The organism is Silvimonas iriomotensis (genome assembly GCF_014645535.1).
GTDB lineage: Bacteria > Pseudomonadota > Gammaproteobacteria > Burkholderiales > Chitinibacteraceae > Silvimonas > Silvimonas iriomotensis.
In genome coordinates, this window is record NZ_BMLX01000004.1 from 269559 (window position 1) to 282453 (window position 12895).

Annotated in this window: 13 protein-coding genes; 2 read left to right on the forward strand and 11 right to left on the reverse strand. The window is 61.3% G+C overall.

The window, feature by feature from the left end; genetic code table 11:
• Nucleotides 1-160: 160 nt before the first annotated feature.
• Both IEX57_RS15705 and IEX57_RS15710 read right to left on the reverse strand, forming a co-directional pair.
• Nucleotides 161-1381 (reverse strand): aspartate aminotransferase family protein, encoded by a 1221-nt coding sequence (locus IEX57_RS15705; RefSeq protein WP_188705294.1) that lies wholly within the window; start codon nucleotides 1379-1381, stop codon nucleotides 161-163.
• Between the two features lie 407 nt (nucleotides 1382-1788).
• Nucleotides 1789-2739: a GlxA family transcriptional regulator gene (locus IEX57_RS15710; RefSeq protein WP_188705295.1), complete on the reverse strand. Its 951-nt coding sequence runs from the start codon at nucleotides 2737-2739 to the stop codon at nucleotides 1789-1791.
• Between the two features lie 534 nt (nucleotides 2740-3273).
• Between IEX57_RS15710 and IEX57_RS15715 the strand changes: the two genes are divergently transcribed.
• Complete coding sequence (locus tag IEX57_RS15715; RefSeq protein ID WP_188705296.1) at nucleotides 3274-3747, forward strand: Lrp/AsnC family transcriptional regulator; 474 nt, start codon at nucleotides 3274-3276, stop codon at nucleotides 3745-3747.
• 16 nt (nucleotides 3748-3763) lie between these two features.
• On the opposite strand, the gene IEX57_RS15720 is transcribed toward IEX57_RS15715, so the two are convergent.
• From IEX57_RS15720 to IEX57_RS15760, 9 genes are all read right to left on the reverse strand, one after another.
• Nucleotides 3764-4438: a hypothetical protein gene (locus IEX57_RS15720; protein WP_188705297.1), complete on the reverse strand. Its 675-nt coding sequence runs from the start codon at nucleotides 4436-4438 to the stop codon at nucleotides 3764-3766.
• 93 nt (nucleotides 4439-4531) lie between these two features.
• The gene (locus IEX57_RS15725; RefSeq protein ID WP_188705298.1) at nucleotides 4532-5437 is read right to left on the reverse strand and encodes a LysR substrate-binding domain-containing protein; all 906 of its coding nucleotides are present in this window, start codon (nucleotides 5435-5437) and stop codon (nucleotides 4532-4534) included.
• Between the two features lie 61 nt (nucleotides 5438-5498).
• Entirely contained in the window at nucleotides 5499-6737 is a 1239-nt protein-coding gene (locus tag IEX57_RS15730) for a cytosine permease (protein ID WP_188705299.1), read from the reverse strand.
• A gap of 30 nt (nucleotides 6738-6767) precedes the next feature.
• Nucleotides 6768-7160, reverse strand: coding sequence for an allophanate hydrolase-related protein (locus tag IEX57_RS15735; protein WP_188705300.1), 393 nt, complete (start codon nucleotides 7158-7160; stop codon nucleotides 6768-6770).
• Between the two features lie 47 nt (nucleotides 7161-7207).
• Nucleotides 7208-8176 carry a carbamate kinase gene (locus tag IEX57_RS15740; protein WP_188705301.1) on the reverse strand — a complete coding sequence of 323 codons (969 nt, stop codon included), beginning with the start codon at nucleotides 8174-8176 and terminating at the stop codon, nucleotides 7208-7210.
• Nucleotides 8173-9600, reverse strand: coding sequence for a YlbE family protein (locus IEX57_RS15745; RefSeq protein ID WP_188705302.1), 1428 nt, complete (start codon nucleotides 9598-9600; stop codon nucleotides 8173-8175). The genes IEX57_RS15740 and IEX57_RS15745 overlap by 4 nt, the downstream gene beginning before the upstream one ends.
• A gap of 12 nt (nucleotides 9601-9612) precedes the next feature.
• A complete protein-coding gene (gene fdrA, locus IEX57_RS15750; RefSeq protein ID WP_188705303.1) occupies nucleotides 9613-11148 on the reverse strand; it encodes an acyl-CoA synthetase FdrA in 1536 nt (511 codons plus the stop codon).
• Nucleotides 11145-11963: an oxamate carbamoyltransferase subunit AllH family protein gene (locus IEX57_RS15755; protein WP_188705304.1), complete on the reverse strand. Its 819-nt coding sequence runs from the start codon at nucleotides 11961-11963 to the stop codon at nucleotides 11145-11147. The genes fdrA and IEX57_RS15755 overlap by 4 nt, the downstream gene beginning before the upstream one ends.
• 4 nt (nucleotides 11964-11967) lie before the next feature.
• Entirely contained in the window at nucleotides 11968-12630 is a 663-nt protein-coding gene (locus tag IEX57_RS15760) for a cysteine hydrolase family protein (RefSeq protein ID WP_188705305.1), read from the reverse strand.
• On the opposite strand from IEX57_RS15760, the gene IEX57_RS15765 reads away from it, so the two are divergent.
• On the forward strand, nucleotides 12629-12781 hold the full coding sequence (locus IEX57_RS15765) for a hypothetical protein (protein WP_188705306.1): 153 nt from the start codon (nucleotides 12629-12631) through the stop codon (nucleotides 12779-12781). The genes IEX57_RS15760 and IEX57_RS15765 overlap by 2 nt on opposite strands.
• Nucleotides 12782-12895: the final 114 nt, after the last annotated feature.

Sequence of the window (12895 nt, forward strand, 5' to 3'; positions counted from 1 at the left end):
AGCTCCAGGAATGTGTTGTTGTTGGTTTTATTGTGATTGTAGTCGCCAGGCGCCCTTGTCTGCAGCGCAGGCGCACGGCAAACCGCGCGACGGTGGTCGCGTCGCGCGGTGTTGAAACCGGCCGCGGATAGCCGCCGGTTCGCCATTCAAAGAGCGGCGCTCAAGCGGCCTGTGTCACCTGGGCGGCGATTTCGGCCACGGCCAGTTCAAAGCGGCGCAGACCCTCGTTCAGGTCTTCGGCCGAGATCACCAGCGAGGGCGCAAAGCGCACCACGTTGGTCCCGGCCACCAGCGTCACCAGACCCTGCTTGGCGGCGGCGTTCAAGACATCTTTGGCCTTGCCGTGCAACGCCGGGATCAGCTCTGCACCAATCAGCAGGCCCTGGCCACGGATTTCGGTAAACACCTGGTGCTTCTGGTTAATGGCCTTCAGACCATCGACCAGCCAGTGATGGCGCTGCTTCACGCCGGCCAGGGTTTCCGGGCGGCTGACAATCTCGATCACCTTGTCGGCCACCGCGCACACCAGCGGGTTGCCGCCGTAAGTAGAACCGTGCGTGCCGACCACAAACGTCGCGGCAATCTCTTTGGTGGTCAGCATGGCGCCAATCGGCAGGCCATTACCCAGCGCTTTGGCGCTGGTCAGGATATCCGGCACCACGCCGTATTCCATATAGCTAAACAGCGAACCGGAGCGGCCAACACCAATCTGCACTTCATCAAAAATCAGCAGCGCGCCGTGCTTGTCGCACAGTTCACGCAGCTTTTGCAGATACGCCTTCGTCGCCGGCGTAATGCCGCCTTCGCCTTGCACGGGTTCGACAATCACCGCGGCCGTGCCCCAGTGGATGGTGGCTTCTGCGGCGGCAATATCGTTGAACGGAATGTGTGCCAGATTACCCGGCAGCGGGCCGAAACCCTCGGTGTACTTGGGCTGACCGCCCACCGACACGGTAAACAGCGTGCGGCCGTGGAACGACTGCTTGCAGGAGACGATCTGCGTCTTTTCCGGATTGCGATCCACCGCATACTTGCGCGCCAGCTTCAGCGCCGCCTCATTGGCTTCGGCACCGGAATTGCAAAAGAACACGCGCTCGGCAAACGTGGTCTCGGTCAGACGACGTGCCAGACGCAGCGCGGGTTCATTGGTGTGTGTGTTCGACAGATGCCACAGATGATCCGCCTGATCGTGCAGCACGGCGGTCAGTTCCGGGTGACGATGACCCAGGCTGGTGACCGCAATGCCGCAGGCAAAGTCGATGTATTCCTTGCCATCCTGATCCGTCAGCCGCGACCCGAGGCCGGATACCGGAATGAATGCAGCCGGTGCGTAGTTGGGCACCATCACTTCATCAAAGGTTTTACGGGTTACGGCAGACATGGAAACACTCCGGCTTTGATACGGGATAAAGGAATGGCCATTTTAGGGCGGGCCCCAAAACCGCAATTGCGTGGCGGCGACAGGGTTCTGTGTTTTTGAGACAGATCAAGGAGTGAGGAGTGAGGAGTGAGGAGTGAGGAGTGAGGAGTGAGGAGTGAGGAGTGAGGAGGGGGAGGCGTGCATACCCCTGGCTCGTCATTCCTGCGCAGGCAGGAATCCAGTACGCCCACCGCTGGCGGGCCAGACCAGGCAAACTCTGGTCGGTGCCTTCGGCACAACGGTTTACATCTGGAGTCCGGCCAAGGAGGCCGCCGAGGTCCGCAATGACGCGGCAATCAGGCGTGTCCGTCGCAGCAACGCCGTAACAACAGGCCAGGACAAGCTCTCCCGCGTTGATCCAGCACCACCTACAGCGCCTTCTGCCCCCGGTCGAACCGCTCCTCCCGCGGCGCAATGCCAAAGTGGCCGCGGTACACGGTGGAGAAATGCGCGCCAGAGGTAAACCCGCACAACAGCCCCACCTGGATGATCGACTTGCCGGTCGTGCGCAACAAATGCCGCGCGTGTTCCAGCCGCAGTTGCAGGTAATAGCGCGTGGGTGCCATGTCCAGGTGTTGCTTGAACAAACGCTCCAGCTGGCGGCGCGATTGCCCGGTCAGGCGGGCCAGCTCATCAGTGGTTAGCGGTTCTTCCAGATTGGCTTCCATCAGCATCACGGCTTCGGTAATGCGCGGTTCCTTCTCGCCCAGGCGCGCCAGCAAGGGCACGCGCTGGCGATCTTCGCCATGGCGGATGCGCTCCATGGAGAGCGCGCCGGCAATGGCTTCGGTCAGGTTGTTACCGTGCTGGCGGCTGATCAGCGCCAGCAGACCGTCGAGCAAGGCCACGCCATCGCCACAGGTAAACCGGTTGCGATCCAGTTCAAACACATGCTGGCTGGCAATCACTTTGACAAAGCGCTCGCCAAACGCGGGCAAGTGGGGCCAGTGCAATGTGGCGCGGTAATCATGCAGTAACCCGGCTTGCGCCAGCCACCAGGCGCCGGTGCCCAGCCCGCCCAGCAAGGGCTGCGCGGCCAGGCGCTGCAAGGCCTGCAGCAAGGGCGGGGTGTCTGGCGTGGTGATGCCGTTGCTGAGTACCAGTACGCTTTCATCGGGCTTGATGCTGGCAGCGCTACCGGTTACGGGCAATGGCGAGATTTCATCCAGCAGCACCGGCGCGCCATCGGCCGAGACAAATCGCAACTCGTACAGCGCGGCCTGGCGGTTGGCCTCGGCAAACACGCGCGTCAGCGCGCCGACTTGCAACAGCGAGCAAGGCGGCACCAGCAAAACGGCGATGCGTGTGGGCGAGGTCATCAGGCACAACAGCAAACAAAAAGCGCACGTGGCGCAAAGTGTGCGGATGGTTTCAGTAAAGCACGTGGCCGGCAATGCGGGGTTTTGCCGGATAGCCTGGCTGGTAATGGCCAACGGCGGGGTGGGGTGTGCAGAAAAACGATTTGGATTCAGCAGGTTGTTGCCGGTGTAACGCGGCCTTGCACCGCGCTTTGCCGTCTGGCGGCACGCTGGCTCAGGCAAGTTCTTGTCGCTTTTGCGAAATTGCCCGGTACAGAAAATCCATCAACCCCGTTGAATGCAACGCCCGGCCGTGAATTGGCCTGCGTTCACCCTGCTGGCGCTTGTGGCACCAGGCTCGCCACCGGGCCGCTTGTGGCGATCCGGCCGCGCCAGTAGACGATCAATCCGGTGGCTGGCGCGGGGCATGACAGTCAGGAAAATATACCGGCAAGATGGCGGATAAGGCTTTCTGATTTCAAGCCACAAGCGCTGTTTTGCAGAAGGATGTTTCTGATATCGTATAAATACAGAAATAATATTCCGGATTGGCCCATGACCCCACGCAATCGTCCCCTCGACCAGCAAGACCGCAAGATCCTGCGCGCCCTGCAAAAGAACGCGCGTCTATCCAATGCAGAACTGGCCGAACAGGTGGGCATGAGCGCCACCGCCTGCTGGAACCGCACCCGCCAACTGGAAACCGAAGGCTATATCAGCGGCTACGTCGCGCTAGTCGACCAGAAAAAACTGGGCTTTGCCGATATCGTGCTGGTAGAAATCACCCTGGACAGCCACGAAGAAAACACCCTGATCCGCTTTGGCGAAGAACTCGCCGCCATGCCGGAAGTGCTGGAAGCGCATCTGGTCTCGGGCGAGTACGACTACCTCGTCAAACTCGCAGTAGACGGCACCGCCGGATACGAGCGCTTTTTGCGCGAAAAGCTCTACCGCATCTCTGGCATCCGCCACAGCCGGTCCATGTTTGCGCTGCGCTGCATGAAGAGTATTCCGTCGGTGCAGGTTTAAAACCCGAGTGCTTGAGTTATGAGTGGACCGTGAGTCGAAACTCATCCTCGTTTTTTTGCTGTGACTCTTTATATCCGACCAGGGTGTTGATATCGCGTACTACGGTTTCTTGATCGCACGCCAGGTAATCGGTGAACAGGATGAGTTGTGTGGCGGGGTTAATCCGTGTGCCACCAATGGAACGAGCCAACGATTTATATAGTTTTGCATCTTGCAAAAACAGATCGCTGGTCACGTCTGAAGCCAGATTCAGCACGATATAAGGTGTGCGTCCGCGTCCGGCACTGAGCGATTTGATTTGCGCTGACTGGATTTGCCCCAGCGCAACTGAAAAGAAACCCATGTGTTCAAATTGGTTTTGCTTGATGGCGAGCCCCTGGCGGAGTCGATACTTCAGGCAATAGAAAGTCAGCCTGTTGTCGAGAAAGGCGGCCACGATGAGGAACAGTGCCACTGGTGCCATCAAAATCATGATCAAGTTGGCTTCATCATGCTTTGCGGCATAAGCAAACTCAGCAATGCCCGCGAGGAGAAATAGCGTGGCAATCGTGAAGCCAAGTCGGGTAAAAATCAGCCAGCCAGAAATACGCACGGGATAGCCAATAGAAACGCCTGTCTGGAAATGTCGAGGGGAAAAAGCGGTATAAAGCAGCAGAAACAATAGCCAGGTCAGGGCGGCAAAAATAATCATTCTTTTGGAGTCGCTGTGTCGTGGTTTTTTGCCGATGCTAGGTGGACTGTTCATTCATCGCAAAGGCAGTTGCCTTGCTGTGTCGTTTTTCGATCACCCCCCACACAACTGCCGCCGCACCTCTGCCTGCAGCAGATAATCCACACACCATTGCCGCACCGGTCCCATGCCATCTGGTCGCCAGGCCAGGAATAACTGGGTTGCGTGTTTTTGTTCTTCCACGGTTTTCACCAGCAGCCGCCCGGCGGCCACGGGTTCGGTGGCCAGGTGGCGCGGCAGGTAGCCGATGCCGGTGCCGGTTTCGATCAATGCCATGGCTACGCCAAAGCCAGGCACGAACAGGGGTTTCTGGCCGTCCAGCAGCCAGGCGTGTTGCGGGCTGAGGTTCAGTGAGGTATCGCGGATGCAGATGGCGGGGTATTTGCGCAGGTCCGGCGTGCGCAGGGGTTCTGGCGTGCGGGCCAGTGGGTGCTGTGGGCTCAGGACGAAGTCCCACGCCATCTCGCCCAGGGATTCGCTGACGATGCCTTCCGGGTAAGGCACGGCGTGCGGGGCGCCGATGATGACGTCGGCGCGCTTGTCGTAAAACGCATCCCAGCAGCCGTTGTAGACCTCGCGTTGCAAGCTGAGCTGGGTGGTGGGGAAGTGCCGTTCAAAGGCGATCACCAGCGTGGTCAGGACGGACTGGGGGATGATGTTGTTGACGGCAATGCGCAGTTCGCGCTCGACGCCTTCGTGTACCAGCAGCGTGTTGCGACGCAGGGCGTCCATGTCATCGATGATGGTTTTGCTGTGACGGACAAAGTACTCGCCTGCTTCGGTCAGGCAGATATGGCTGCCGCGCCGCGCAAACAGGGTGACGCCCAGCGCCTCTTCCAGTTTCTTGACGGTGTAGCTGATGGCCGAGGGCACTTTGTTGATGCGCTCGGCGGCGGCGGTAATGTTCTGGTACTGCGCAACCAGGCGCACGATGCGCAGTGTTTCGCTGGAAATCAGCATGATCGGGGTTTGGGGCGAAAAAAAACCCGCACAGCGTGCGGGTTTTTGCCGGCCAGACCAATCAGGCATTGGCCAAAGCAGGACGAGCGGTCAGTTTTGCCAGTACGGCATAACCGGCAAATGCCACCAGGATGGAATCCACCGATGGAATGCTGGTCAGCGTGAACACGCCCTTCATGGTCAGGAAACCTGCCACAGAGGCCAGCAGCCAGATGCCAAAAGTACTGAACTTGATGGCCGGGTCACGCTTGAGGGCGGCTTCGTCATAACCCTGACGGCGGCAGAACAGGAAGTCGGCAATGTAGATGCCGGCCACTGGCGGCGTGGCAATGCCCAGGAACAGCAGGAACGGAATGAACCAGCTCATGATATCCATGCAGCCGACCAGACCGGCCAGCACGCCCAGCGCCACGGTGATTTGCCACTTGGGAAAACGCGTCAGCAACGTGGACACCACTAGTGTGCCCTGGAACATGTTGCCGGCGTTGCCAGTGACGGTGGCAAAGATCAGCAGCAACGCCGTGGGCAGCACGGCGCCAAACACCGCCATCGCGCCCAGCAAGGAGCCCTGCCCGGTGAGCGAGCTGGGCGTGGCGCCCATCCAGTACAGCAGCGGGTAAGCGATCAGGAACGTGATCACGGCAGCGGCGACGGCGTGTTTGCGGTTATGCACAAATGCGCCGAAGTCCGGCAGCGTGGTCACCAGCACGATGATGGTGCCGACCACGGATGACACCGCGACGCCCAGCGGCATGGTCGCCAGCGCTTGCGGGGCGGTTGCCTGGCCGCTGGTCGCCACGTACAGGATGTAGCAGGCCATGAGTGCGATCACCGGCACGGCACACTGCGCTACGGTGCCCAGAATGGCAAAGCCGAAGGCGGTGGAGGCGACAAAGATCACGCAGCCGATCGCCACCAGCAAGGGCGTCGGGACATCTACGCCGTGGTTGGCCAGCAAGTCGTGCACCGAGTGGCCAAACATGTTGGCGGTGACGGCAATCCAGCCAAACAGGCTGACCGCCATGAGCACGTTGATGGCCACCGCGCCACGTTCGCCAAACGGATATTTGACGATGCCGTAGGTGGGCAGCCGGGCTTTTTCGCCCACACAGATGGTCATGGCGGCCAGCACGGTCAGGATCAGGCCGCCCAGGGCGACCACGGTGATCAGATCGCTACCGGCCAGCTGGTTGCCCAGGCTGGACGACGACAACAACACGGGCGTGACCGCAATACCCAGCAAGATCATGGCGATCTTGTAGCCAGGCGCGGTATTGAGGGCAGGATCGGTCTTGCGCATGTCCGGTTTCCTTGTGTGATTGAGGCGGGATCAGGGGTTGTAATGGTGGCCGGTATAAGTGCGCCAGCCGCCGTAGGCGGTAATCTCGCGCTGGCCTTCTACCAGCCACGGCTCGGCCAGCACGCCCAGCATTTCGGTGCCGTCTTCCAGCTTGATCTTGCCGATCGACAAGCCGGCCGGTTCGTTGGCCAGCACGGTGGCAAAGGCGTCCAGCGGCAGCGCCCAGACTTCCAGCGCCACGTGGTTGCCACCTTCAGCAACGCGCAGCATGCCGGGGTGACAATCATTGATGCTCCACACGCGGTAGTGGGCGTCGGTGCGATCTTCACGCACAAAAGTGCCGCCAACGTTGACCAGGTTGGGGTTGAGTTCCAGGCCGCGCATCAAGGTGCCATTCACGGCGAGCAGGGTGGTTTGAGTCATGGTTTACCTTTGCAAATACAGAAAATCAGAAATCGGGATGGGTCGGCTTACGCGCTGATCCAGGTGCCGGTTTGGCCCGCCAGCGCGCTCACAATGCATTCCGGGCTGGTGATCAAGCCCTGGGCTTGTTTGCCATTGGCGGCCGAGCGCGCCACAAAGCCGGCAATCGCTTCCACCTTGGGCTGCATGCTGCCCGCGCCCAGTTCGCCACTGGCGATCAGCGCGTCGGCTTGTTCCAGCGTCAGGCGGCTCAGCCACTGTTGATCGGGCTGGCCAAAGCGCACGGCCACTTGCGCCACGCCGGTGGGGATCAACAACAGGTCTGCGCCCAGTTGTTCTGCCAGCAGGGCCGAGGCGCGGTCTTTGTCGATTACGGCCTCCACGCCTTGCAACTGGCCGGCGTCATCACGCACGACCGGAATACCGCCACCGCCGCAGGCAATGACCACGGTGCCGCGTTCCAGCAGTGCGCTGATCACGTCGGTTTCGACAATCTCTTGCGGCTGTGGCGAGGCCACGGTGCGGCGCCAGCCGCGGCCAGAGTCCGGCATGATGCTCCAGCCCAGTTCGGCGGCGCGGGCCCTGGCGGTGGCTTCATCCATGAACGCGCCGACGGGTTTGTCGGGCCGTGCGAAGGCCGGATCAGCCGGGTTGACGCGGGTTTGCGTCACCACACTGACGACCGGGCGAGCCAGGTTGCGTTGTGCCAGCGCATTGCCCAGCGCGCGCTGGAACATGTAACCGATCGCACCCTGGGTATCGCCCACTGCAAAATCCAGTGGTACCGGGCAGACCTCGCCGGCGGCAATTTCAGAACGGCGCAGGATGAAACCCACTTGCGGACCGTTGCCGTGGGTGACGACGACGCGCCAGCCGGCGGCGATCAGATCGGCAATGTGCTCGACCGTGGCGGTCACCGTGGCCGATTGATCCGGAATGCTGGCGTGGGCGTCATCGCGGATTAGCGCGTTGCCGCCGACGGCAATGACGGCGAGGGGTGGTTGCGGGTTGTTCATGCTGCGGCCTCCGTATGGACACGCACGTTGTGCGCCAGCGCCTTGATGGCATCGACAAACCCGGCCATCGGGGCCGTGGTGATCCCCGCGCCAATCTGGCCAACGCCAGGCTGTTTGTGGGCGATGCCGGTGTTGATGATGGGCAGGATGTTGCGATCGGCCACTTTGCGGATGTCGATCCCGGCGGCGGTCGGGGCAAAGTTCAGCGCCGGCAGGGTAAATGCCGGGTTGCTGCCCAGGGTGATGGACTGCATGCGCAGGCTGTTGGCAGTGGCGTCGGCCGGCGTGCCGCCGACAAATTTCACAATGGCCGGGGACGAGGCCATGGCAAAACCACCCAGCCCGGCGGTTTCGGTGATTGCGCTGTCGCCCAGGTCGGCAGCGGCATCGGCCACGCCGTAACCGGGGAAGAACAAGCCTTCCACCGGGTTGGCCGGCGCCTGGAACCATTGGTCGCCACAACCGGAAACCCGGATGCCGAAATTGACGCCGTTGCGCGCCATGACGGTCACCATGCTGCTGAACGGCACGTTGGCGGCGGCATCCATCATGGCCTTGGCGGCAGCCATGGACAGGTTGAGGAAGAAGTGATCATTGCTGACGATAAACCCGACTACAGCCTGCAAGCTCTGCGATGGCAGGCCGGTTTGCAGCAGCGCGGGCAGCAGGCGTTTGATCAACAGACCGGTCGCGGCGGCGTTACGGTTATGCACTTCATCGCCCATGTGCAATGCCTGGGCGATCAGGGGCTTGAGTTCAACTTCGCCCAACTGGCGCACGGCGGCCTGCATGGCCGGTGCCAGTTCGTTTTTCATCCAGTACAGGCGTTGCAGCACTTCGTCGTTGTTGGCGCCAAACCGCAGCACCTTGCCCAGCCCTTCGTTGAAGTTGCTGAACGTGCGCTGGTTGTTGGTCTTGTTCAGCACCACCCACAACGGCATGGACGGACTGATGATGCCCGCCATGGGGCCGACGGCGTGGTAGTGATGGCAGGGCTCCAGTGCCACTTCGCCACTTTGTGCCAGATGCTCTGCCGCAGCGTGGTCGGCGGCCCAGCCTTCAAACAGGATCGCGCCGACGATCGCGCCCCGTACCGGGCCGCACATATCGGGCCACGCAATGGGCGGGCCAGCGTGCAGGATCAGCTTGCGTTCCCGCATGGCGGGAATCACATCGCGCGCGATCTGGACATCCACCAGCACGGGTTGTGCGGCCAGATACTGGCTCATGGCTTGCTGGTTGGCGGCTTCGACCAGCGGGTGGTTCAGCAGCGCGGCCAGATCCATCCCGGCGGCCACATCGCCCTGAGTGGGCGGTTGCCAGGCCAGATGGGTAACGTGGCCACCCGCGTGGCGAATGTTTTCGGCAAAGCCGGCAAGGCCGGCGTTGATCACGTTCAGCGGTTGGCTAAACAGGGTATTCATGGTCGGTTCCTCTTAGCGGCTGGCCTGGCGGCGGGCGATATGGCTGGCCCAGACGGCGGCTTCGGCATTGCTGCCGGCCACCAGTACGCCGGCCTGGCGCAATGCGTGAATCTGCTGGCTACGGATTTGCGGATCGGCGTCGGTGCCGCAGACATGCGCTACCAGCAGCGGGCCGGCCGGGGCATTGGCCAGTGCTTGCAGCAGGGCTTGGGCCGGGGCGGCGGCGGCGCCGTAACCCAGCACCAGATCGAACAGCACCACGGCGGTGGCCGCGTCGGCCAGGTCAGACACAATGCGGGCGTTGCGCAAGCTGGGGTCGATCATCGGGTGCGGGCGACCACGGGTGTAGGCGTCGTCGCCCATGTCCACAAGGGTGTGACCATGGCCGGTCCATAGATCGGAGACCTCGGTATTCCCGCGCACCGGGGTATTAGAGGCCGCGACAAACCCGGCTTGCTGGCAAATCAACTGGGCTTCAAAACAGAAGGTGCCACCGGCAAATACGCCGCGAATGTCCTTGCGGTGGGCGGGCAGGGCCTCAATCAGGGCGTCCAGTTGGGCTTCATCGGTGGCGGCCAGTTTGGCCACGGTTTCCGGCAACGCAGCCTGGCGCAGCAGCGCCACGGCCGTTTGTGCGGCATCCGCCAGCGTGTGGGCAAAGGTCACGCCTTGGGGCGCAGACATATCGCGCGGCGCGCCGAGGAAATGCACCACCACCGGTTTGCCGGCCTTGCTGGCCGCGCTCAGGATGGCTTCAGCCACGGGTTGGGCCGGCGGTTTGGAGATCAGCACAATGACCTGGGTGGCGTCGTCTTCTTTAAGCGCATCCAGCCCGTGCAGCATGGAGATACCGCCAATGTCTTCGTGCAGATCATGTCCGCCGGTGCCCAGTGCTTGCGATACGCCCTCGCCCAACTGGTCGATACGGCAGGTGGCTTCCTGCAAACCGGTACCGGACGCCGCCACGATGCCAATGGCACCGCGCTTGACCACGTTGGCAAAGCCCAGCGGCACGCCGTTGATGATGGCCGTGCCACAATCCGGACCCATCACAATGCGGTTTTTGGTGCGTGCCAGCTGCTTGATCTGGCGTTCCTGCGCCAGCGGCACGTTGTCGCTGAACATCATCACATTCAGACCCAGTTGCAGTGCCTTGATGGCTTCTGCCGCGGCGTAATCACCCGGGACGGAAATCAACGCCAGATTGGCCTCGGCCATTTGCTCGACGCCCATGGCGATGCTGGCTGCGGCCACTGTCTTGACCGCGCCGTCATCGCTGGCGGGTTTGGCGGTCAGGGCGTCTTGCGCCAGTTTCAGTGCCACGTCGCACGCGGCGGCGTCGCCCCGCACGGCAATGATCAGATCATTGGGGCCCGCTGCAAAATCATCACCCAGCGCCGCATCGCGCAATTGCGCAATATTGGCCGGCGTGCCCATGACGACCGAGGCCTGGGCAATGCCATCCAGCGCAGCAATGCGCGATGAAACCTGCATCAGCGATACGGAATCCTGATACAGATTGGGAAATATCCTGTGTTTGTGATTCATGCCAAAATTGTTCCTTCCATTGCCGGGCTGATTCGGGGAGCAGATTCAGCCTGCGCAATCAGCCCGTGCAAAAAACCATTCAATGTCGATAAACCGGAAGTCGCACCCATTGCGGTGATTTTGCGTGCTGCCATGGCAATGGCGTTTTGCGTCGCACCGCTTTGCAATGCACAAAGCAATTGATCAATGGGTTGCGAGAAATGCTGCGTAGCCGCCAGCCGCAAATAATGCGCACTGATGGCGCTGGTTCGATCGAGATTATTCAACACCACGCGTTCAATGCCGGATGGCCGCGGCGCCAGTTGCCATGCGCCCAGGTAGCCCACCAGATAGTCGTCGCCATCCGGGGTTAACCCCGCGCCAGACCCGATCAGGCCAAACACCTGCGCGCTATCAAGCGGCGCGTAGCCCGGCAGTGTCAGCGCCTTGCCTGCCCGCAGGGCCTGTTCTTGTTGCGCCACGGCGGCCAGCCAGGCTGGTGCGGCGGGCGGGATGGCCGCCTTGCCGTCTACATGCCGCGGATGCCATGTGCTGGCGTATTCCAGCCGCGCCGCCCAGGCCTCGCAGTAGATCAAGCCAGGTGTCACGCTGACGCTCTGGTCTGGCTGCGCGTGTTGCCGCCAATCCCAGCCCCAGGGCAACGCCAGTTGTATTGCAGTGGGTTGCATGGGGGCATGGGCCGGCAGCAAGGTCAGCAGGTTGCCCGCGTCATCCACCAGGTTCAGCACCTGCGCAAAACAGCTATGAACCCGGTGGCGCGGGCTGGTGGCCAGCGCGCTGCGCAGCAAGTAGCCGACAGCCTGCGCGTGCAGCATCAGATCAGGCCAGCGCGGCGCTGATGGCGGCGGCGTTGCTCACCCAGCCAAAAATGGCGCCCTGGGCCTTGATCATTTCCAGTGCGGATTTCTGGAATTCCGGGAAATACGAACCCACGCAATCCTGCGGAATGATGCATTCGTAACCGCGGTCGTTGGCTTCACGTACGGTGGTGGTCACGCACACTTCCGTGGTGACGCCGCACACCACCAGCGTCTTGATGCCACGGGTTTGCAGGATCAGGTGCAGGTCGGTCTGGTAGAACGCGCCCTTGCCCGGTTTGTCGATCACCGGCTCGCCTGCTACCGGGTAGAGTTCCGGGATGATGTCGTGGCCCTTCTCGCCGCGCACCAGGATGCGGCCCATCGGGCCTGGCTCGCCAATAAAGGTCTTGCCGCCACGTGTGAGCTTGGCCGGCGGGCAATCGGTCAGGTCAGCACGGTGGCCTTCACGGGTGTGAATCACCATCACGCCGGCGGCGCGGGCAGCGGCCAGCACTTGCTGGCAGGGGCCGATGGCAGAGCGGACCAGATTGACATCATTGCCCAGTGCCTCGCCAAAGCCACCGGGTTCGACGAAATCACGCTGCATGTCGATCATCACCAGTGCGGTGGTGGCCGGATCAAATGGCAAGGCAAACGGTTCTGCCTGGAATGACGGTTGCATGGCACAACTCCTTTTAGAACGTAATGAAAAAACGGTATTTTCAGAAAATTATAAAAGGAGTGAATTCAATCAAAACCGGAATGATTTCCTGGCTGGAATCAAATTATTTGATGCCAGCCTGATTTGGGATTTTTCTGATCCGGATAAATAAAATAATTAAGAATTGGCCTATTTACGAAAAGCCAATCCAGAATAAGGCGGAAATAAAACCAGACATGAAAAGAAAAACGGCAGGCGCCAGGCCTGCCGTTTTTTATTCGATACC

Excerpts from the sequence above, each read along its gene's own strand:
- IEX57_RS15725 (WP_188705298.1), bottom strand. The coding sequence starts at position 5,437 with ATGCTGATTTCCAGCGAAACACTGCGCATCGTGCGCCTGGTTGCGCAG.
- IEX57_RS15705 (WP_188705294.1), bottom strand. The coding sequence starts at position 1,381 with ATGTCTGCCGTAACCCGTAAAACCTTTGATGAAGTGATGGTGCCCAAC.
- IEX57_RS15720 (WP_188705297.1), bottom strand. The coding sequence starts at position 4,438 with ATGATTATTTTTGCCGCCCTGACCTGGCTATTGTTTCTGCTGCTTTAT.
- IEX57_RS15755 (WP_188705304.1), bottom strand. The coding sequence starts at position 11,963 with ATGCTGCACGCGCAGGCTGTCGGCTACTTGCTGCGCAGCGCGCTGGCC.
- IEX57_RS15730 (WP_188705299.1), bottom strand. The coding sequence starts at position 6,737 with ATGCGCAAGACCGATCCTGCCCTCAATACCGCGCCTGGCTACAAGATC.
- IEX57_RS15735 (WP_188705300.1), bottom strand. The coding sequence starts at position 7,160 with ATGACTCAAACCACCCTGCTCGCCGTGAATGGCACCTTGATGCGCGGC.
- IEX57_RS15710 (WP_188705295.1), bottom strand. The coding sequence starts at position 2,739 with ATGACCTCGCCCACACGCATCGCCGTTTTGCTGGTGCCGCCTTGCTCG.
- IEX57_RS15715 (WP_188705296.1), top strand. The coding sequence starts at position 3,274 with ATGACCCCACGCAATCGTCCCCTCGACCAGCAAGACCGCAAGATCCTG.
- fdrA (WP_188705303.1), bottom strand. The coding sequence starts at position 11,148 with ATGAATCACAAACACAGGATATTTCCCAATCTGTATCAGGATTCCGTA.
- IEX57_RS15745 (WP_188705302.1), bottom strand. The coding sequence starts at position 9,600 with ATGAATACCCTGTTTAGCCAACCGCTGAACGTGATCAACGCCGGCCTT.
- IEX57_RS15760 (WP_188705305.1), bottom strand. The coding sequence starts at position 12,630 with ATGCAACCGTCATTCCAGGCAGAACCGTTTGCCTTGCCATTTGATCCG.
- IEX57_RS15740 (WP_188705301.1), bottom strand. The coding sequence starts at position 8,176 with ATGAACAACCCGCAACCACCCCTCGCCGTCATTGCCGTCGGCGGCAAC.
- IEX57_RS15765 (WP_188705306.1), top strand. The coding sequence starts at position 12,629 with ATGGCACAACTCCTTTTAGAACGTAATGAAAAAACGGTATTTTCAGAA.